We start from the raw sequence: 20,817 nt of genomic DNA on the forward strand, positions 1-20,817 counted from the left end.
GCTCCCTGCGCGCGCGCGCCCATGCCGTGGCGTGCGCTGCAAGTCCTGTCGACCTTCGGGGCGCTGCTCGGCATTGCCGTGCTGCTGCTGGCGGCGGCCGGGCCCGCCGGGGCGGCCGGGGCCGCCGGGCGGGAGCGCCTGTCGCTCGACGCCGGCTGGCTGTTCCACCGCGGCGACGTGCCCGCGCAGCCGGTCAAGGGCCACGGCGCCAGTTACCACCAGGCGAAGGCCGGCGGCGCCGTGGGCGCCGGCGCGCCCGACTTCGACGACTCCGGCTGGCGCAGGCTGGACCTGCCGCACGACTGGGCCATCGAGAACCCGCTCGACCGCAACGAGAACGCCTCGCAGGGCTACCGTGCGCGCGGCTTCGGCTGGTACCGGCGCTACTTCCAGCTGCCCGAAGCGGACCGCGGCCGCCACATCGAGCTGCAGTTCGACGGCATCGCCACGCACAGCACGGTGTGGGTCAACGGCATCGTCGTCGACCGCAACTTCTCCGGCTACAACGGCCGCAGCATCGATGTCACGCCTTTCGTGCGTTATGGCGAGGACGTCAACAGCATCGCCGTGCGCGTCGACGCGCAGGCGCAGGAAGGCTGGTGGTACGAAGGCGCCGGCATCTACCGCCACGCCTGGCTGGTCAAGCGGGACTCCCTGCACATCGCCACCGACGGCGTGCACGCCAACCCGGTGCAGAAGAACGGCCGCTGGACCGTGCCGGTGGCGGTGGACGTGCGCAGTGCCGACCGCGGCCCGCGCGACGCGGTGCTGAAGGTGCGCCTGATCGACCCTGACGGCACCCCCGTGGCCCGCGGCAGCCGACGCGTGCGCGTGGCCGCGCTGGCCACGCAGACGGCGACGCTGGACCTGGCGGTGCCGCGGCCGCAGATGTGGTCGGTGAACGATCCGCGCCTGTACAAGGTCGAGGCGGCACTGCGCGGCGCCGCGGCCGGCCCCCGCGAGCTGGACCGCGCCGAGCTGCACACCGGTTTCCGCACGATCCGCTTCGACGCCGAGCGCGGCTTCTTCCTCAACGGCCAGCCGCTGAAGCTGCACGGCGTCTGCATCCACCAGGACCACGCCGGCGTCGGCGTGGCCGTGCCCGCGGCGATCTGGGAGTTCCGGCTGCGGCGGCTGAAGCAGATGGGCGTCAACGCGGTCCGCTTCGCGCACAACGCGGTGGCGCCCGAGGTGATGGACCTCACCGACCGCCTGGGCCTGCTGGTGATGAACGAGAACCGCAACTTCAGCGCCAGCGCGGAGGTCACGGCCCAGCTGGAATGGCTGGTGCGGCGCGACCGCAACCGCCCGAGCGTCATCCTGTGGTCGATCTTCAACGAGGAGCCGCTGCAGAGCACCGAGCAGGGCCTGGAGATGGCGCGGCGCATGGTCGCGACGATCAAGCGCCTGGACCCGACGCGCCCCGTGACCGCCGGCATGCACGACGGCCTCTTCGCCGAGCGCAACGCCGCCCAGGCGCTGGACGTGGTCGGCATCAACTACCAGACCTGGGCCTACGACCGCTACCACCGCGAGCACCCCGGCCGGCCGCTGCTGAGCAGCGAGGACACCTCGGCCTTCATGACGCGCGGCGCCTGGGCCAGCGACCAGCCCGCCCAGGTGCTGGCGGGCTACGACGAGGAGCCCTCGTCGTGGGGCGCGACGCACCGCGAATCGTGGAAGCAGATCGCGAGCCGGCCATTCCTCGCCGGCGCCTTCGTCTGGAGCGGCATCGACTACCACGGCGAGCCGACGCCCTTCGAGTGGCCGAGCGCCAGCACCTTCTTCGGCGCGATCGACCTCACCGGGGCGCCCAAGGCGGCGTTCCACATCCGCCAGGCGCACTGGGTGAAACCGCCCCCGGACGGCGGCAAACACCCGCCGTCGCCCGGCAAGGGGGGTGAGTCGTCCCGGGAACGGCCCTTCGCTGACTCGGGCCGAACCGTGGTGAAAGTGCTGCCGCACTGGAACTGGGCCGGCCGCGAAGGCCAGCCGGTGAAGGTGATGGTGGCCAGCAACGCGCCGCGGGTGCGGCTGCTGCTGAACGGTAGCGTGGTCGGCGAGCAGGACGTGGACCCGATCGACATGGTCAGCTTCCAGGTGCCCTACGCGCCCGGCCGGCTCGAGGCGGTGGCGCTGGGCGCCGGCGCCCAGGCGGGCCGCGAGCTCGGCCGTGACGTCGTGGAGACCACCGGCGCGCCGGTGCGTCTGGTGCTGACCCCCGACCGCGCGATGTCGGACCGCGCGATGCCCGGCACCGACGGCCGGGCCGTGCTGGCCGGCGACGGGCGCGACGCCATCGCCGTGATGGTCAGCGCCGTCGATGCGCAGGGCCGCGCCGTGCCGACTGCGAACTTGCCGGTGCGCTTCGACGTGGCGGGCGCGGGCCGGCTCATCGGCGTCGGCAATGGCGACCCGAACTCGCACGAGTCGTCCAAGGCGCCTGAACGCTCGCTGTTCAACGGCCTGGCGCAGGTGATCCTGCAGAGCCGGCGCAACAGCCAGGGCACGCTCACTTTGCGCGCCAGCGCGCCGGGGCTGCAAGGCGCCGAGCTCGCGCTGCCGGTGCAGCCGGTGGCGCCGGTCGCCGCGGTGCCGGTGGCCGAGGCGGTCACGCGGGTCGACGGCTGGCGCATCTCGCCGCCGCAGGCCGAGCGGCCCGACCCGAACCAGGTGCTGGCGGGCAACGACATGAACAGCTGGGGCTGGGGCACGCCGCCGATCCGGCAGACGCCGGAGCCCGCGTCCTGGCGCGCCTACCGTGCCAACCTCAAGCTGCGCGCCGACCGCAACGACGGCCGCGGCCGCCTGGTGTTCCGCGAGATCGTCGGCCAGGCCGAAGTGTGGGCCGATGGCGTGAAGCTCGGCGAGAAGACCACCTTCGAGGCGAGCCCGCTGACAGTGCCCCTCGTCGCCGGCTCGGGCTGGCGCACGCTGACGGTGCTGGTGCGCGCGCAGCCGGGCCAGCCCTCGGGCCTGACCGGCCGCGTATTCGCCGAGGCCGGGACGCCATGAGGGGGCTGCCTCTCGTGCGCGCGGCACTGCTCGTCGCCGGCCTGCTGGCAGCTGGCGCGGCGTCCGCGATGCGCACCACCACGCTGCTGGACGGCCCCTGGCGCTTCCAGCGCGCAGATTCAGCCGGCGCGGCCGAGCCGGCGTTCGACGACACCGCCTGGCAGCGCGTGACGCTGCCGCACACCTGGAACGCGCCGGACGGCGAGGTGGGCGGCGCCTACCATCGCGGCGCCGGCTGGTACCGCCGGATCATCGACCGGCCCGCCGGCGCCACGCCCGGCCGGCGCCAGTTCCTGGAGTTCGACGGCGCGACGCTGGCCGCCGACGTGTGGGTCAACGGCCGCCTCGCCGGCCGGCATGAAGGCGGCTACGCCCGCTTCCGCTTCGACATCACGCCGCTGCTGAAGGCCGGGCGCAACGTGCTCGCCGTGCGGGTCGACAACAGCCCCCTGCCGCACGTCGCGCCGCTGGGCGGCGACTTCACCGTCTTCGGCGGCCTGGTGCGGCCGGTGCGCCTGGTCGAGACCGACAGCGCGCACATCGAGCTGCTGGACCACGGCAGCCCGGGCGTCAAGGTGGACACCGAAGCGCTGGTCGCCGCCGCGGCCCGGCTGAGCGTGCAGGTCGACCTGCGCAACCACGGTGCCGCGGCCGAACGCGAGCTGCTGCTCACCTTGCGTGATGGCGAGGGCCAGGTGGTGCTGCGCCATCGCCAGCCGGTGCAGCTGGCCGCCACCGCCGCGCAGCGCGCCAGCGTGCTGCTGCACGTGCCCAAGCCGCGCCTGTGGCAGGGCGTGCACGACCCGCACCTTTATCGCCTGCAGGTCGAGCTGCTGGATGGCAGGCGCGTGGGCGACAGCGTGCAGCTGCCGCTCGGCCTGCGCCGCTTCGATGTCGATCCGCAGCGCGGCTTCCTGCTCAACGGCCGGCCCTACCCGCTCCACGGCGTCAACTACTTCCACGCCGGCCGGCCCGGCCGCGGCGTGGCGGTGGGCGATGCGGAGGTCGACGAGGACCTGCGCATCCTGAAGGACTTGGGCCTCACCGCCCTGCGCCTGGTGCACTACCAGCACCCGCCGCGCGCCTACGAGCGTGCCGACGAGCTGGGCCTGGTGCTGTGGACCGAGATCCCGTTGAACGCGGCGATGCAGCAGACGCCGGCCTTCCGCGACAACCTGCACCAGCAGCTGCGCGAGCTGGTGCGGCAGAACCGCCACCATGCGTCGGTGGCGGTCTGGGGCGTCGGCAACGAGGTCTACCGTGCCGACGAGCCGATCACGAGGCTGCTGGGCGAGCTGCATGCGCTGGCCAAGCAGGAAGACCCGTCGCGCCTGACCAGCTACGCCCACTGCTGCGCGCCCGACGACCACCCGATGGCGCTGCAGACCGACCTCGCGTCGTACAACCGCTACTGGGGCTGGTACGACGGGCAGTTCGCCGACATCGGCCCGTGGGCCGACCGCCTGCACGCGAAGCTGCCGGCCAGGCCGATCGGCCTGGGCGAATACGGCGCCGGCGCCAGCGTGCTGCAGCAGCAGGACCCGCCGCAGCGCCCCGAGCCCGGCGGCCGCTGGCACCCCGAGCAGTACCAGGCGCTGTTCCACGAGACCTACGCGGCCGAGATCTCGCGCCGGCCCTTCTTCTGGGGCCGCTTCGTCTGGCTGGGCTTCGACCATGCCTCGGCCGGACGCCACGAGGGCGACGCCACCGGCATCAACGACAAGGGCCTCGTCACCTACGACCGGCGCTACCGCAAGGACGCGTACTTTCTCTACCAGGCGCATTGGTCGAAAGAGCCGATGGTGCACATCGCCAGCCGCCGCCTGAGCCCGCGCCCGGCGGGCAGCGTGACGCTGAAGGCCTACAGCAATGCCCGCCGCCTGACGCTGGAAGTGAGCGGCCGCGTGGTCGGCAGCGCGGACGTGATCGACCGCATCGCCACCTGGCCCGGCGTGGTGCTGGCGCCGGGTCGGCAGCAGATCGTCGTGCGCGGCGACCACGGCGCCGGCGACAGCGTCGCGTGGGAGGTCACGCCATGACGGCCGGCCACGCCACCCGCATGCCGGCGCCTCGGTCGCGCAGGCCGCTGGCATCGACGCTGGCGATGGCCACGCTGCTGGCGCTCGCCGGCTGCGCCGGGCCGCTCGCGTTGCCGCCGCCCGCCGCGACGGGCTGCGACGCCACGGCGCTCGGCACCCACCGCACGCTGGTGCTGCCGCGCGAGGGCGCGGCCTACGGCCGTGTCCAGCACGGCCCGCTGCCGCTGGGCCCGCGCGAGGTGGTGCTCACCTTCGACGACGGCCCGCGGCCCGAGGCCACGCCGCAGGTGCTGCAGGCGCTGAAGGCCGAGTGCGTGCGCGCCACCTTCTTCCTGATCGGCGAGCCGCTGCTGCGCCACCCCGAGCTCGCGCGTCGCATCCAGGCCGAGGGCCACACGGTGGCGATGCACAGCTTTCGCCACCAGAGCCTGCCCAGCCTGTCGCCGCCGGACCAGCGGGCCGACCTGCAGGCGATGCAGCAAGCCCACCGCAGCGTGCTGGGCGGCGACCCGCCGGCCTGGCGCTACCCGTACCTTCACGAGTCCGACGCCCTGCGCGAGAGGCTTCGCGAAGAACGCATCACGGTCCTGTCCACCGACGTCGGCATCGAAGACTGGCAGCCGGGGCAGTCGCCCGCGGTGCTCGCCGACCGCCTGATCGCCCGCCTGCGCGAGCGCGGCGGTGGCATCGTGCTGCTGCACGACGCGATGGACCAGACCGCCGCCGCGATGCCCCTGCTGCTGCGCCGCCTGAAGGACGACGGCTGGCGCGTCGTGCACCTGCAGTGGTCGCCGCGCTGATGCGCCCCCTCGTCTTCATGCCCATGTCGATCCCCGTGCTGAACACCCCTGTCCGCCACGCCGCCGCGTTGGCCCTCGTCTTCGTGCTGCAGGCCTGCGCCCAGGCACCGGGCACCTCGTCCTCGCCGGCCGCCACGACGCCCGGCTCGGCGCCCGGCGCGGCCACGCCCGCCATCCAGGTCAACCAGGTCGGCTTCCTGCCGGGCGCGGCGAAATGGGCCGTCGTGCCGGCCGCCGTGCCGACCGTCGTACCGGCCGAGTTCGCGCTGATCGATGCCGCCTCCGGGCGCGAGGTCTTCCGCGGTCCGCTCGCCGCCGCCGCGCATTGGGAGCCCGCGCAGGAAGCGCTGCGACTGGCCGACTTCTCCGGCTTCCGCATCGCCGGCGAGTACCGCCTGCGCGTCGAGGGCCTGCCCGAGTCGGCGCGCTTCGTGATCGACGCGCGGGCCTACGAGCGGGTGAACGCGGCCGCGCTGCGGGCCTTCTTCTTCAACCGCGCCGGCATCGAGCTGAAGCCCGAACACGCCGGCCCCTGGGCCCGGCCGGCCGGCCACCCCGACACCCGCGTGCTGGTGCATGCCTCGGCCGCCGGACCGGTCCGGCCCGCCGGCACGGTGATCAGCGCGCCCAAGGGCTGGTACGACGCCGGCGACTACAACAAGTACATCGTCAATTCCGGCATCACGATGTACACGCTGCTCGCCGCCTGGGAACACTTCCCCGCTCACTTCGAACGTCAGCGCCTGGACATCCCCGAGAGCGGCGATGCGCTGCCCGACCTGCTCGACGAGGTGCTGTGGAACCTCGAGTGGATGCTGGCGATGCAGGACCCCGCCGACGGCGGCGTCTACCACAAGCTCACCGACAAGGGCTTCGACGGCGTGGTGATGCCGCACCAGGCGAGGAACGAGCGTTACGTCGTGATGAAGACGACGGCCGCGACGCTGGACTTCGCGGCCGTGGCCGCACAGGCCAGCCGGGTCTTCGCGGCCTTCGAGGCGCAACGCCCCGGCCTGTCGGCGCGCCTGCTGGCCGCGGCGAAGGCGGCCTGGGGCTGGGCGCATGCGCACCCGGCGGTGGTCTACCAGCAGCCCGCCGACATCCACACCGGCGGCTACGACGACAGCAAGCTCGGCGACGAGTTCGCCTGGGCCGCGGCCGAGCTGTACGTGACGACGCGCGACGACGCCTACCTCGCCGCGCTGAAGGCCCGGGCCCAGCCGGCCGGCGTGCCCGGCTGGGGCGACGTCGGCAGCCTGGCCTGGATCACGCTGGCGCACCACCGCGAGCGCCTGACGCCCGCGGCCGACCGCGCCGAGATCGCGCGCCAGATCACCGCGCAGGCCGGCAAGCTCGCCGCGCAGTGGCAGGCCTCGCCCTACCGCGTCGCGATGCAGCGCGACGATTTCTACTGGGGCAGCAACGCGGTGGCGCTGAATCAGGCGTTGATGCTGGTCCAGGGTTATCGCCTGAACGGGGACCGCCGCCAGCTCGATGCCGCGCAGGCCGCGCTCGACTTCGTGCTCGGCCGCCATCCCACCGGCTACTCGATGGTCACCGGCTTCGGCGAACGCGCGCCGCGCGAGCCGCACCACCGCCCCTCCGGCGCCGACGGCGTGACCGATCCGGTGCCGGGCTTCATCGTCGGCGGCCCTCGCCACGAGACCTCGGACGACTGCAGGCCGCTCGCCTATCCCTCGAAAGCCGCGGCCAAGGCCTGGCTCGACCGCTTCTGCAGCTACACGACGAACGAGGTGGCGATCAACTGGAACGCGCCGCTGGTCTACGTCAGCGCGGCGCTGCAGGTGCTCACACCCGGAGCCCGACCATGAACACGCTCGCCGACACCGCCCGCGCCGTGGCGCCCGAGACAGCCCGCCGGCGCCACCCGCTCGCCTGGGTGCCCACGCTGTACCTGGCGATGGGCCTGCCCAACGTGATGGTCGGCGTGGTCGCCGCGATCATCTACAAGAACCTCGGCGTCTCGAACGAGGACATCGCGCTCTACACCTCGCAGATGTACCTGCCGTGGGTGCTCAAGCCGCTGTGGGCGCCGCTGCTCGAAGCCCATCGCACCAAGCGCTGGTGGGTCATCAGCATGCAGTTCCTGATGGCCGCCTCGCTGGGCCTGGTGGCCTTCTGCCTGCCGCTGGAAGGCTTCTTCAAGCTGTCGCTGGCGTTCTTCTGGATCACCGGCTTCGCCAGCGCCACGCAGGACACCTGCGCCGACGGCGTGTTCATGAGCACCGTCTCGCTGAAGGACCAGGCGCGTTACTCCGGCCTGCAGGGCATGTGCTGGAACCTGGGCGCGGTGATCGGCTCGGGGCTGCTGGTCTCGTTGACCGGCTGGCTGCACGAGCGGCAGGGACTGCCCTGGGTGCAGTGCTGGATGATCGTGGTGTGCATGGCCGCGGCCACGATGGCGCTGTTCGGCCTGTGGCACCTGCGCGTGCTGCCGCCAGGCGGGCCGCCCGCGATGGCCAGCGGCGCGGGCGCGGGCGCGGGCAGCTTCGCCGCGATGCGCGAGGCCTGGGTCAGCTTCTTTGCCAAGCCGCAGATCTGGATGATGCTGGCGGTCATCTTCTTCTACCGCTTCGGCGAAGGCTTCATCGAGAAGTTCGGGCCGCTGTTCCTGCTCGACCCGCGCGCGGCCGGCGGGCTGGGCCTGGACAACGCGGCGCTCGGCCACATCAACGGCACGGTGGGCACGATCGCCTTCATCGCCGGCGCGTTCCTCGGCGGCTTCCTGGTGGCCCGGCGCACGCTGCCGCGCTCGTTCTTCGTGCTGGCGCTGGTGCTGAACGTGCCGCACCTGACCTACTTCTACCTGTCCACGGCACTGCCGCAGGACCCGCTGTGGATCGGCGCCATCGTCGCGGCCGAGAAGTTCGGCTTCGGCATGGGCTCGGTGGGCCACATGCTGTACATGATGCAGCAGGTGGCGCCGGGCCCCTTCCGCATGGCGCACTACGCGATGGCCACCGGCGTGATGGCGCTGACCAAGTGGTCCACCGGCACCGTCAGCGGCTGGGTGTGGAACGCGGTCGGGCATGACTACGCGAGCTTCTTCGGCCTGGTGCTGCTGTTCTCGGTGCCGCCGGTGATCCTGGCGTGGCTGGCTCCGTTCCCGCATGCGGCCGAGCCGGACGCGCCGGCGCGCTCCTGAGTCGCGGTCGTCCCGGCCCGCTGTCGATGGACCTGCCGGGCGCAATCTCGATAACACCCGAAGCGTGCGGGTGGCAGGTCACGCGGCTGGAACACGAACGCGTGCTGCGCAACGTCGGCGCCGCGGCGCTGCTGCCCGTCGAGCCGGCGCCGGGCCGCGGCAACGGCCGCGCGGTGCTGGTCGTGCCGGGCGGCGGCTTTCTCTTCGTCGCCGTCGAGAACGAAGGTCTGCCAGTCGCCCGGCGCCTGGCCAAGGCGGGCTACACCGCTTTCGTGCTCGTCTACCGCACCCGGCCCACGACCGACGACGACCGCAGCTTCGAGCAGGGATTGCCGCGAGCCTGGCAGGACTTGGCAGAACGCATCCAGGCCGACGGCGACCTCGCGCTGCATGGCCCGGCGCTGGACGACACCCGCACGGCGATGCGCTGGCTGCGCGCGCACGCCGCGAGCTTCGGCTTCGATCCCGCGCGGCTCGGCCTGCTGGGCTTCTCGGCCGGCGCGCGCTGCGGCCGCGCGCTGGTGGCGCAGGCCACGGCCGAGGAGATGCCCGACAGCCTGGCACTGGTCTACGGCGGATTCGCCGCCACCGTGCCGCGCGCGCCGGTGCCGCCGCTGTTCCTGGCCCAGGCTGCCGACGACCCGCTGTTCGACAGCGGGCAGCTGGCCATCCTCGACGACTGGCGCCGCGCCGGCCAGCGTGCCGAACTGCACCTGTACGAACGCGGTGGCCACGGCTTCGGCCTGCGCAAGCAAGGTGCCACCAGCGACCACTGGTTCGATGCCTACCGCGCCTGGCTGGATCGACAGTGAGCGCCTGCTGATGCCGCCTCGTGGCCCCTGACGGGCGCCACCGCGCACCGGATCGGCCGGAAATCTCACAATTCCGGATCACGATCAGTTCTGATCTGAGCGATCATATGTCAAGGCGGTACCGACTGGAGAGAACTGATGGATGGTCCAATCGACTCGACCCGCCCGACCGGGCGTGTGCGTCCTGAGCGGGCGGTTCAGCAGATGGCGGCTGGGCTGGCGGTCGTCGCTGTCCAGGGCGAGCGCTTGCAGAGCTTGTGCGACGACCTTCGACCGGCGCTGGCGCAGATGCACGCGGACCCGCTGCTGCGCCCGGCCGGTGCCCTGCTGGCGGAGGCCCTGGTGGCCCTCACCGACATCGCCAGCGACATCGCCGCCGTCACCGACAGGCTCGCCGCCGGCCTGGAGACCGACACCCCGCAGTAGCGCCGCCGCCCGGCCCGCCGGCGGCGCGATCCGTCAGGACGCCACCGCCGGCTTGGCGGCGTCCGCCAGGCGCCCCTGCTGCTGCATCGCCGCGAGCAGCTCGGTGATGGCCGCCGATTCGTAACCCTCGGCCAGCGTGCACAGCCGCTCGGCCAGCGGCTGGAAGCGTTTGTCGAGCGCACCGAGCTGCTCGGCCCGCTCGCGGATGCTGCGCATGTTGCCGATGCGGGCCAGCCGGACCAGCACCTCGAGCTCCTCGGGCGGCGGTGGCACCAGCGGCGCGGGTGGCGGCCCGGCCTCGGCGACCGCGCCGCGGCGGACCCAGCGCACACCGAGCAGGCGCGCGATCTCGCCCAGCAGCCGCGCGAAGTCGACCGGCTTGGCGATGAAGGCATCGGCCCCGACCTGCAGGCTCGCCTCGCGGTCGGCCTCGGAGGCGTTGGCCGACACCATGATGATCGGCAGCGCGCGGAAGTGCTCGTCGCTGCGCAGGCGGCGAACGGTCTCCGGCCCGTCCATCACGGGCATCACGCTGTCCATCAGCACCAGGTCCGGCGGCGCCTGCTCGATCTGGCTCAGCGCGTCGCCGCCGTGCGCCGCCTCCATCGTGCCGAAGCCCAGCCGCGTCAGCGCCTGCACCAGCGGCATGCGGTTCGCCGGCAGGTCGTCGACGATCAGCACGCACCGCCGCCGCCCTTCATAACCCACGATGTCCTCGGTGGCCGGCGCGTCCGGCGCGGCGGCAGGCGTCGCCAGCGGCAACTCGAGCTCGAACCAGAACCGGCTGCCCGCGCCCTCGCGGCTGTCGACGCGGATGTCGCTGTCCATCAGCTGCACCAGCTGACGGCAGATCGCCAGGCCCAGCCCGGCGCCCCCGAAGCGGCGCTGCACGCCGCTGGCTTGCTCGAAGGGCTGGAACAGGCGCGCCAGCTGGTCCGCGGCGATGCCGATGCCGGTGTCCACCACCTCGAAGCGCAGACGGGTCCGCTGCCCGTCCGAAGCGAGCGCGCTGACGCGCAGGCTCACGCTGCCCTGCGCGGTGAACTTCACCGCGTTGTTGACCAGGTTCAGCAACACCTGGCGCAGACGCTTGTCGTCGGCGTACACGGTGCGCGGCAGGTCACCGACGACCTCGTAGGTGAAGGCCAGCCCCTTGCGCTGCGCCTCCACGCGCACGATGTCGCACACCGTGTGCAGCAGCACGGGCAGGTCCGTCACCTGGACGTCCAGGTCCACCTTGCCGGCTTCGATGCGCGCGAGGTCGAGCACGTCGTTGATCAGCAGCAGCAGGTGCTCTCCGCTGCGCCGGATGATGTCGACGCCCTTGGCATCGCGCGCCTGCAGGCCCTGCGCGTGCTGCAGCATCTGCGCGTAGCCGAGGATCGCGTTCAGCGGCGTGCGCAGCTCGTGGCTCATGGTGGCGAGGAAGGCGCTCTTGGCGCGGTTGGCCGTCTCGGCCGCGTCCTTGGCCTGGCTCGCCTCGCCATAGGCCGCTTCCAGCCGCGCGATGGTCTCCGCCAGGCGGTCGGTCATGATGTTGAAGCTTTCTGCCAGGCGGCCGATCTCGTCGCGGGCCTCCACCGGCGCGCGCGCTTCGAGCTGGCCGCCCGCGATCCGTCCGGCCACCGCGGTCAGGCGTCGCACCGGCTCGACGATGCTTCGACGCAGCAGGAAGGCCATCACGATGCCGAATACCAGCGCCAGCGCACCACCGGTCAAGGTCCAGGTGCGCGCGCGCGCCAGGCTCTTCCGGGCGTGGGCCAGCTCGCCCTGCAGCAGCTGCTGCTGCCGCGCCGTCACCTGGCGCAGCAAGTCGAGCAGCGCCGCGGACTGCGGCACCACCTGCGTTCGGTACAGGTAGAGGTCTTCGAACGCACGATCGCCCTCGAGGATCGCACGCACCTCCAGCGCGGACTCGGTGAGCCGCTGGCGCGCCCGGCCGATGCGGTCCAGCTGCTCGCGCTGCGCCGGCGTCAGCGAGGGGCGCCGCGCCAGCAGCGCGTCCCACAGCGCCGCGTTGGCCACCAGTTGCGGCGCGTAGTTCAGGCGGAAGCCGTTGTCGCCCGACGCGCCGTAGGCGATCACGTTGGTCGTCATCGCGTCGATCGAGCTCTGGAACGCGACCATGGCGGCCATCGTCTCGGCATTCGCTTCGCGGGCCGGGCGGGCCTTCTGCAGCGCGATCATCGCCTCGACCTCGGCCATCACGCGCACGCGCTGGCTCTGCACGTCGACACGCGACAGGCGCAGCGCCGGCCGGTTGCGCAGCGGGTTGTCATGCAGATCGAACAGCTGCGGCGGCAGCTTCTTCCACAGCGCATACTTTTCGGTCAGCGCCTGCACGCGCCGGCCGTCGTCCTCGTCCCAGGCGCGGGACGAGCGCTGCAGCGCGGCCAGTCCGCTCTCGAAGGTCATGCGCGCGGCGTGGTACTGCTCGATGTTCGCCGGGTCCGACAGCACAAGGTAACCGCGCACGTTCAGTTGCATGCGCAGCAGCGCCTCCTGCGCCTGCGCTGCGGTCAGCGCGGCCGGTGCGCGCACGGCTTCGCTGGCTTCGATGTCGCGCGTGGCCTCGCGCCCGGCGACGAAGGCGAGCGTCACCACCGTCAGCGTGAAGAAAACCAGGACCCCGATGCCGGCGGTCAGGCGGGTGCCGATGCCCGGCGCCTGGGTCTGCAGCCAGCGCCGCATGCGCCGTCGTCAGAATCCGAGCGACGTGCGATAGGCCTCGCGCTGCCGCTCGCGGCCGAGCCGGATGGTGATCTCCTCGAAGTCGACGACGGCCGCCTGCAGCGCACTGGCCGCGCTCATCTGGCCGCTCGCCGCGGCGACCAGGTGCAGGTCCAGCGCCAGCCAGTAGCTGTAGGCCCCCGGAATGCGCAGGTAGGGGAACTGCTGCTTGTCGGCGAAGGTGCGCTGGAACGCGCGCAGGTAGTCACGGACGTCGGCCTCGTCCCAGCCCATGCGCAGGTAGGGCTCGATCGAGCCGGTGCCCTCGGGCGGCAGGAACTGGTAGCTGCGCCCGGGGTCGACGCCGTCCGAGCCGCGCGCGCCGTAGACCATCTGCTTGTCCTTGGCGGCCAGCAGCGCCAGCAGGAAGTAGGTGGCCTCCGGCACCTTCGAGTAGCGGGAGATGACCCCCGCCCAGGAGGCGCCGGTGGTATTGCCGACACGGTTGATGCCTTCGGTCCGCACCCAGCGGCCCTGTGCGATGTCGTAGTACTCCTGCGTGCCCGGCACCTGCGCGGCGCCGGTGCGGCCCTTGACCTTGCTGCCGGGCTGCTGCGCCAGCGCCCCGAGGTCGCCCCAGGTGATCGCGAAGGCGGCGCGCCCGGCGAGGAAGTGGTCCCAGCCGCGACCGTGGTCCCAGCCCAGCATCTCCCGCGGACCGCTCTTGACCAGCTCGGTGAACAGCTCCAGCGCGCGCACATGGCCGGGGCTGTCGACCAGCGGCTTCATCGACTGCGGGTCGAACCAGTACAGGCGCGGGTTGCCGGGGCCGATCAGGAACGACGCCGACAGCGTCATGAAGTTGAACATGCCCTGGCTGCCCGGCTTCAGCGCCAGCACGATGCCGTGGTCCGGCACGCCGTCGCCGTCCAGGTCCTGCCCGTTGAAGTAGGCCACCGCGTCGCGGAACTGGGCCCAGGTCTGCGGTACGCCGAGCGCATAACCGTACTTCTGGCGGAACGCCGCCTGGTGGCGCGCATCGTTGAGGAGGTCACGCCGGTAGTACATGACCTGGCCGTCGTGGTCGTAGGCCACCATGTACTTGCGGCCGCCGTAGCTGAGCAGGTGGCGCGGGCCCGGCAGCACGTCGTCGACGCTCCACTTCGGGAAGCGGGGGTCGTCGTAGAAGCGGTCGTAGGGCAGCAGGTGCCCGCCGGCCACCATGTCGCCGATCCACCAGCCGCCGGCGATCGACGCGTCGTACTTGCCGACCTTGTTCGTCATGTCCGAAATGATGGTCGGGTAGTGCTCGACGCCGGGCAGGCGCACGATCTCGAGCTCGGCGCCGGTGGCGGCTTCGTACTCGTCCTTGACCTCGAGCAGGGCCAGGCTGATGGCGCTGCGGGTGGCGATCACCGTCACCTTCTGCCCGGCGAACGGGCACTTGCCCGCGGCGCACGGCGGCAGCACCCTTGGCACCGGCAGGTCGGCGGGCTGCACCACCGTCGTCGTGGTGCTCTCGGGCCGCGCCGCCGGGGCGGTCTGCGCCACGAGGGCATTCGGTGCCGCGACCGCGGCCAGCCCGATCAATGCGGCGATCCACCTGTACACCATGGTCACCTCCGTGTCGTCGACACGCACCATTCTGTGCGCAACGGCCCCGCGGCGAAAGGCGGGACCTGCCGGTGGCTCGACGATGCGGCGGGGCGACGCCCCGCGGGCACTCAGGCGTTCCAGGCGGCCATGAAGGCGCGTGAACGGGCCGCGATCTCGTCGAGCTCGAACTCGGGCTTGAACAAGGCGCCCCCGATGCCGAAGCCGGTGGCGCCGGCCGCCCGCCACGCGCCCAGATGCCGGGGCTCGATGCCGCCGACCGGCCACACCGGCGTGCCCCGCGGCAGCACGGTGAGCAACGCGCGCAGGGCCGCCGGGCTGCTGGCTTCTGCAGGGAACAGCTTCAGCACCTGCGCACCGGCACGCAGCGCGGCGAAGGCTTCGCTGGGCGTGAAGATGCCGGGCGCGGCGATCAAGCCCCGCTCGACCGCACGGGTGACGACCGCGGCATCGAAGTGCGGCGACACGATGAGCCGCCCGCCGGCCTGCGCGACCGCGTCGACGTCGGCCGCGTCGAGCACGGTGCCGGCCCCCACCAGCGCACCGGGCGGCGCCATCGCCGCCAGCGTCGCGATCGCCGCCAGCGCGCCCGGGCGGTTCAGCGGCACCTCGAGGCCGCGGAAGCCGCTGTCGAACAGCACCCGGCCGACCGCGGCCGCGCGCTCGGGCTGCAGCCCGCGAAGAATGGCCACCAGCGGCGGCAGCGGGGTGGCGTTGGCAGTGGTCATCGCGGGGGCTCCGTCAGCGCTCGTTGGAAGGCCCGCCATGCGGCGTGCTGCGCCGCCTGCGGGTCCAGCGTCTCGGTGCGGCAGCCGAAGTGGCGCGCGCAACGGGCATGGCGCTCGACCAGCGCCGGTTCGCCGAGCAGGCGCACCGGCTGCTCGCGCGGCAGACCCCGGCGCAGCGCGTCGCGCCACTCCGCGGCGATCAGCAGACCGCTGACGTGCTCGGCGCTGCCCGCGGCGGTTGCACCGCCGGCCATCACGCGGGCCCGCGCGCCGAAGAGCGCGTGGCTGATCTCCTCGTCGCCCAGCGCGCGCACGCCGCGGTCGAACGCCTCGCCGGCATCATCGGCGGCAACGGCCATCAGCGGCGCGAGCGTGCCCTGCGCGCGCAGCGACGCGAACAGCTCGCCGGTCAGGTAGGTGCGCAGCACGCTCACCGCGCCGGCCTGCAGCCGCACCCATTTGCCGTGCGTGCCGGGCAGCACCGTCCAGCCGTCGCCGGCGGCGAGCGCGAGCGCGCCCAGCAGCTGCGTCTCCTCGCCGCGCATCACGTCGGCGCGCCCGCTCGCATCGCGCCAGCACATGCCGGGCACGATGCGCCAGCGCGCCCGCGCCGGGGCGTCGCCGACCGCGACCAGGTGGCGCGGCAGCGCACTCAGCGGCACGCCGGCGTCCAGGTACGGCGCCTCCTGCCAGCCCAGTGCCGAGCCGACCATGCCGGACATCACGACCGGCACCTGCCGGGCCTGCGGCCACAGCGACAACAAGTCCTCTAACGCCGCTCGGAAGCGGCCACGACAGGCCAGGCTGCCCTGCTCGTCCCGATAGGTGGCGAGCACCTCGCCCGCCACATCCAGCAGCCAGGCGCGGCGGTTGCTCGTGCCCCAGTCGATGCCGATGAAGTCCGGCCGGCGCAACGCGCTGCCGGGCTCGGCGTGCGGGGGCATCGGCATGTTCATTCGCCGGCCACCGGCTCGATGCCGGCCGCGCAGCCGGTGAGCGCGACCAGCGTGTCGGTGATCAGCGCGGTCGGGATCGACTCGACGTAGGGCCGCATGCGCCCCTTGGCCTCGAAGCGCTCGCGGAACGCGGACGCGAAGAAGCGCTCGGCGATGCGCGGCACGATGCCGCCGCCGATGAAGACGCCGCCGCGTGCGCCCAGCGTCAGCGCGACGTTGCCGGCAAAGCTGCCCAGCAGCGCGCAGAACGTGTCGAGCGTGCGTGCGCACAGCGGATCGGCCCCGTCGCCGCCCTGCTCCACCACCTGCTCGGCGGACATCACCCCGGTGGGTCGGTCCAGCGCCGCGGCGACCGCCTGGTGCAGCGTCGGCAGGCCGATGCCCGACAGCAGCCGCTCGGCCGACACGTGGCCGTGCTGCGCACGCGCGGCGCGCAGCACCTCGGCCTCGAAGTCGTCGCCGGCGGCCAGCGTGCTGTGGCCGCCCTCGCCCGGCAGCGCCTGCCAGCCGGCGCGCGTGCGCACCACGCCGGCCACGCCGAGGCCGGTGCCGGGGCCCACCACCGCCAGCACGCCGCCATCGGCCCGCGGCAGCGCGCCGTGCGCACGCAGCTGGGCCGGCTTCAGGTGCGGCAGTGCCAGCGCCAGGGCCTCGAAGTCGTTGAGCACCTGGAGGCCGGCGAGGCCCAGCTCGTGCTGAAGGCCGCGGCGCGAAAAGGACCAGTGGCTGTTGGTGAAGCGGATCTGGTCGCCCTCGACCGGCGTCGCCACGGCCAGCGCCGCCTGCCGCGGCGAGCGGAAGGCCGTTCCCAGCACCGGCGCCAGCTCGGCCAGGTAGGCCCGCACCGCGCCGGCGGGGCTGTCGTAGCCGGGCACCGGCAGCTTGCGCACGTGCGCGACGTCGGCGCCGGGCAGGTCGATCCAGCCGAAGCGCGCGTTGCTGCCGCCGATGTCGGCGACCAGGCGGGGATAACCGGCCGCGTGGCCGGAGAAGGTGTCGGTCGAGGTCATGAGGTTCTCAGGTCGAGGGTCCCGGCCGGCGCTCGAACAGCCGCTGCAGCACGCAGAACCCGAACAGCAGCGCGCCGATCACGATACGCGTCCACCAGGAGCTGAGGCTGCCGTCGAAGCTGATCAGCGTCTGGATCACGCCGAGGATCAGCACGCCGAACAAGGTGCCGGCCAGCGTGCCGACGCCGCCGGACAGCAGCGTGCCGCCGATCACCACGGCGGCGATGGCGTCCAGCTCCAGCCCCATCGCGTGAAGGCCGTATCCGGACAGCATGTAGGACGCGAAGACCAGGCCCGCCAGCGCCGAGCACAGGCCCGACAGCGTATACACCAGCACCGTCGTGCGCGCGACAGGCAGACCCATCAGCAGCGCCGAGTGTGCGTTGCCGCCTATCGCATAGACGGCGCGGCCGAAGTCACTGGCATGCGCGAGGTACAGCCCGGCGGCCAGCAGCGCCAGCGCGACGAGCGCGCCGACGCTGACCGAGGCGTCTTCGCCCAGCGCCACGCGTGCCTGCGAGACGGCGACGAAGCCCGCGTGCTCGATGCTGATGGAATCGATGCTGATCACGTAGCACAGCCCGCGCGCGAGGAACATGCCGGCCAGCGTGACGATGAAGGGCTGCAGCCGGAAGCGCTGCACCAGCCAGCCCTGCAGCGCGCCGAAGGCGGTGCCGAGCACCAGCACCAGCGTGATCGCCGCCACCGGCGGCCAAGCCTGGCGCTCGACCAGCCAGGCCAGCAGCATCGTCGACAGCGCGATCACCGCGCCCACCGACAGGTCGATGCCCCCGGACAGGATCACGAAGGTCATGCCGATCGCGACGATCAGCAGGAAGGCGTTGTCGATCAGCAGGTTCAGCAGCACCTGGGCGGAGAAGAAGCTGTCGTAGGCGATGCCGCCGTAGCCGACCATCGCGGCGAAGAGCATCATCGTGACCGCGAGCGGGACATGGCGCGGGTCGAGACGCGGGCCGCGCGCCCGTCGCGCCGGTGGCTGCGGCGCCTCGATGCCCATCGGCGGCCCCTCCGGCCGGGCGGCGGCGCTCAACGAGCACCCCCTGGCGCCGGCCGCAGCGCCCATTGCCGCAGCATCGCGCGGAACTCCGGCGACTGCAGCAGCATCACGACGAACACCACCGCCGCCTTCACCAGCAGGTTCACCTCGGGCGGCACGCCGATCGAGTAGATCGTCGAGGTCAGCGTCTGGATGATCAGCGCGCCGAGCACGGTGCCAGCCAGGCTGAAGCGGCCGCCGGTCAGCAGCGTGCCGCCGAGCGTGACGGCGAGGATCGCGTCCAGCTCCATCAGCAGGCCGGCGTTGTTGCCGTCGGCGCTCTTGACGTTGGAGCTGATCAAGAGGCCCGCGATCCCGGCGCACAGGCCGCAGAACACGTAGGCGGCGACGGTCAGGCGCTTCTGGCGCACGCCGGCCATGTGGGCGGCCGCCGGATTGATGCCGATCGCCTGCACGAACAGGCCGAGCGCGGTGCGCGTGAGCATGAGGTGCAGCGCCAGCACCACCGCGCCGGCGACGAAGACCGAGAACGGCAGCCCCAGCAGGTAGCCGTTGCCGAGGTAGAAGTACGGTGAGTAGTACACGGTGATGATCTGGCCGCCGGTGAGCAGCTGCGCGACGCCGCGCCCGGCCACCATCAGGATCAGCGTCGCAATGATCGGCTGCATGCCGACGCCTGCCACCAGCACGCCGTTCCACAGACCGCACAGCGCGGCCACGCCGAGCGCCGCCGCCAGCGCGAGCGGCATCGGAAAGCGGCTGCCGACCGTCTTCACGCCGTCCACCATCGTGAGCTCGCCGCCGACCATCAGCGCGGCGATCGCGGCGCTGATCGCCACCACCGCGCCCACCGAGATGTCGATGCCGCGCGTCGCGATCACCATCGTCATGCCCAGCGACACCAGCACCAGCGGCGCGGCGCGGTTGAGGATGTCGATCAGGCTGCCGTAGAGGTGGCCGTCGCGCCAGCGCAGCTGCAGGAAGCCGGGATTGAACGCTGCGTTCAGCGCCAGCAGCGCGAACAGGGTGAACACCGGCCAGAACAGCCGGTGGCCGCTCACTTTGCGAAACAGGATCATGCCGCGGCCCCGGTGATCAGCCGGCCGATGGTGGCCTCGTCGCTGCCGCCGGGCAGCTCGCCGGCGACGCGCCGCTCGCGCAGCACGACGATGCGGTCGGCCAGGCGGGCGATCTCGTCGAGCTCGGACGAGATGAACAGCACCGACAGCCCCGCGCGCGCCAGCCGCACGATCTCGCCCATGATCTCCTGCTTCGCCGCGACATCGATGCCGCGCGTCGGCTCGTCGAGGATCAGCAGACGCGGCTCGGTCGCCAGCCAGCGCGCCAGGATCGCCTTCTGCTGGTTGCCCCCCGACAGCTGCCCGATCGGCGTGTCCGCGTCGGCGGTGCGGATGTCGAGCGCGCGGATGTAGCGCTCGGCGATCTCCTGCTGCCGCCGCCGCGACAGCACCTTCCACAGCCCCTGCCGCGCCTGCAGCGCGAGCACGATGTTCTCGCGCACCGAGAGCTCGGCGACGATGCCGTCGACCTTGCGCTCCTCCGGGCACATCGCCAGGCCGAGCGCGACGGCCTGCGCCGGGTGCTCGAGGCGCACCGCGCGGCCGTCGACGCGCAGCTCGCCGCGGTCGGGCCGGTCCATGCCGAAGAGCAGGCGTGCGAGCTCAGTCCGGCCGGAGCCGAGCAGGCCGGCCAGGCCCAGCACCTCGCCGGGCCGCAGTTGCAGGTCGGCCGGTTGCAATGCGCCGCGGCGCGCGAGGCCGCGCGCCTCGACCAGCGGCGCGGCATCCGGCGCGACGACCGAGGCAGGCTGGCGGGCGGCATCGGCCGCCAGCTCGCGGCCGATCATCGCGGCCACCAGCGCCGGCGCGGGCAGCCGGGCCGGCGTGTATTCGCCGACGAATTCGCCGTTGCGCAGCACGGTGATGCGATCGGCCAGCGCATAGACCTCGTCGAGGAAGTGCGTGACGAAGAGGATCGCCAGGCCCTGCGAACGCAGCTCGCGCAGCACGGCGAAGAGATGCTGCACCTCGTCGACATCGAGGCTGGACGAAGGCTCGTCGAGGATCAGCACGCGCGATCGCAGGCCGAGCGCCCGCGCGATGGCCACCATCTGCTGCACGGCCACCGGAAAGCGGCCCAGCGGCTGCCGCACGTCGATTTCCAGGTGCAGCCGGCCCAGCAGCGCCTGCGCCTCGCGCGCCATGCGCCCGCGGTCGATGAAGCCGGCACGGCGCGGCAGCCGGCCGGCGAAGATGTTCTCGGCCACCGAGAGGTTGCCGCAGAGGTTCACTTCCTGGTAGACGGTGGCGACGCCCAGCGCCTGCGCCTCGGCCGGCGAGCGCGGGTGGATCGGCTGGCCCGCCAGCCGGATCTCGCCGCCGTCGGCCGGATGCACGCCGGTGAGCACCTTGATCAGCGTGGACTTGCCAGCGCCGTTCTGCCCCATCAGCGCGTGCACCTCCCCCGCGCGCAGGTGCAGCTGCACGTCGCGCAGCGCCTGGACACCGACGAAACGCTTGCTGATCCCGGACAACCGCAGCAT

General features: G+C 72.7%; 15 protein-coding genes. 7 read left to right on the plus strand and 8 right to left on the minus strand.

Annotation, left to right across the window (positions count from 1 at the left end):
• Positions 1 to 21 precede the first annotated feature (21 nt).
• The 7 genes from P1K89_RS03750 to P1K89_RS03780 all read left to right on the plus strand — a co-directional run bounded on the left by P1K89_RS03750 (position 22) and on the right by P1K89_RS03780 (position 10,258).
• Complete coding sequence (locus P1K89_RS03750) at positions 22 to 3,015, plus strand: glycoside hydrolase family 2 TIM barrel-domain containing protein (protein WP_284615021.1); 2,994 nt, start codon at positions 22 to 24, stop codon at positions 3,013 to 3,015.
• Positions 3,012 to 5,054, plus strand: a complete 2,043-nt coding sequence (locus P1K89_RS03755; RefSeq protein ID WP_284615022.1) for a glycoside hydrolase family 2 protein — start codon at positions 3,012 to 3,014, stop codon at positions 5,052 to 5,054. The genes P1K89_RS03750 and P1K89_RS03755 overlap by 4 nt, the downstream gene beginning before the upstream one ends.
• Complete coding sequence (locus P1K89_RS03760) at positions 5,051 to 5,854, plus strand: polysaccharide deacetylase family protein (RefSeq protein WP_284615023.1); 804 nt, start codon at positions 5,051 to 5,053, stop codon at positions 5,852 to 5,854. The genes P1K89_RS03755 and P1K89_RS03760 overlap by 4 nt, the downstream gene beginning before the upstream one ends.
• 17 nt (positions 5,855 to 5,871) lie before the next feature.
• Entirely contained in the window at positions 5,872 to 7,686 is a 1,815-nt protein-coding gene (locus tag P1K89_RS03765; protein ID WP_284615024.1) for a glycoside hydrolase family 9 protein, read from the plus strand.
• Positions 7,683 to 9,020: an MFS transporter gene (locus P1K89_RS03770; RefSeq protein WP_284615025.1), complete on the plus strand. Its 1,338-nt coding sequence runs from the start codon at positions 7,683 to 7,685 to the stop codon at positions 9,018 to 9,020. The genes P1K89_RS03765 and P1K89_RS03770 overlap by 4 nt, the downstream gene beginning before the upstream one ends.
• A gap of 26 nt (positions 9,021 to 9,046) precedes the next feature.
• A complete protein-coding gene (locus P1K89_RS03775; protein WP_284615026.1) occupies positions 9,047 to 9,832 on the plus strand; it encodes an alpha/beta hydrolase in 786 nt (261 codons plus the stop codon).
• Between the two features lie 138 nt (positions 9,833 to 9,970).
• The gene (locus tag P1K89_RS03780; RefSeq protein ID WP_284615027.1) at positions 9,971 to 10,258 is read left to right on the plus strand and encodes a hypothetical protein; all 288 of its coding nucleotides are present in this window, start codon (positions 9,971 to 9,973) and stop codon (positions 10,256 to 10,258) included.
• Between the two features lie 33 nt (positions 10,259 to 10,291).
• Here P1K89_RS03780 and P1K89_RS03785 read toward each other — a convergent pair whose 3' ends face one another.
• The 8 genes from P1K89_RS03785 to P1K89_RS03820 form a co-directional block, all read right to left on the minus strand.
• Positions 10,292 to 12,949 carry an ATP-binding protein gene (locus tag P1K89_RS03785; RefSeq protein WP_284615028.1) on the minus strand — a complete coding sequence of 886 codons (2,658 nt, stop codon included), beginning with the start codon at positions 12,947 to 12,949 and terminating at the stop codon, positions 10,292 to 10,294.
• Between the two features lie 9 nt (positions 12,950 to 12,958).
• Positions 12,959 to 14,542, minus strand: a complete 1,584-nt coding sequence (locus tag P1K89_RS03790) for an ABC transporter substrate-binding protein (RefSeq protein ID WP_284615029.1) — start codon at positions 14,540 to 14,542, stop codon at positions 12,959 to 12,961.
• A 110-nt stretch (positions 14,543 to 14,652) separates the two neighbouring features.
• Entirely contained in the window at positions 14,653 to 15,270 is a 618-nt protein-coding gene (locus tag P1K89_RS03795) for a 2-dehydro-3-deoxy-6-phosphogalactonate aldolase (RefSeq protein WP_284615030.1), read from the minus strand.
• Positions 15,267 to 16,220, minus strand: coding sequence for a 2-dehydro-3-deoxygalactonokinase (locus P1K89_RS03800; protein WP_284615031.1), 954 nt, complete (start codon positions 16,218 to 16,220; stop codon positions 15,267 to 15,269). Before P1K89_RS03800 ends, P1K89_RS03795 begins: the two co-directional genes overlap by 4 nt.
• 2 nt (positions 16,221 to 16,222) lie before the next feature.
• The gene (gene glk, locus P1K89_RS03805) at positions 16,223 to 17,236 is read right to left on the minus strand and encodes a glucokinase (protein WP_284615032.1); all 1,014 of its coding nucleotides are present in this window, start codon (positions 17,234 to 17,236) and stop codon (positions 16,223 to 16,225) included.
• Between the two features lie 7 nt (positions 17,237 to 17,243).
• Complete coding sequence (gene yjfF, locus P1K89_RS03810) at positions 17,244 to 18,254, minus strand: galactofuranose ABC transporter, permease protein YjfF (protein WP_284616307.1); 1,011 nt, start codon at positions 18,252 to 18,254, stop codon at positions 17,244 to 17,246.
• A 29-nt stretch (positions 18,255 to 18,283) separates the two neighbouring features.
• The gene (locus P1K89_RS03815; protein ID WP_284615033.1) at positions 18,284 to 19,333 is read right to left on the minus strand and encodes an ABC transporter permease; all 1,050 of its coding nucleotides are present in this window, start codon (positions 19,331 to 19,333) and stop codon (positions 18,284 to 18,286) included.
• Positions 19,330 to 20,817 (minus strand): sugar ABC transporter ATP-binding protein, encoded by a 1,488-nt coding sequence (locus P1K89_RS03820; protein WP_284615034.1) that lies wholly within the window; start codon positions 20,815 to 20,817, stop codon positions 19,330 to 19,332. Before P1K89_RS03820 ends, P1K89_RS03815 begins: the two co-directional genes overlap by 4 nt.

This window comes from Aquabacterium humicola, assembly GCF_030167915.1.
GTDB lineage: Bacteria > Pseudomonadota > Gammaproteobacteria > Burkholderiales > Burkholderiaceae_C > Pseudaquabacterium > Pseudaquabacterium humicola.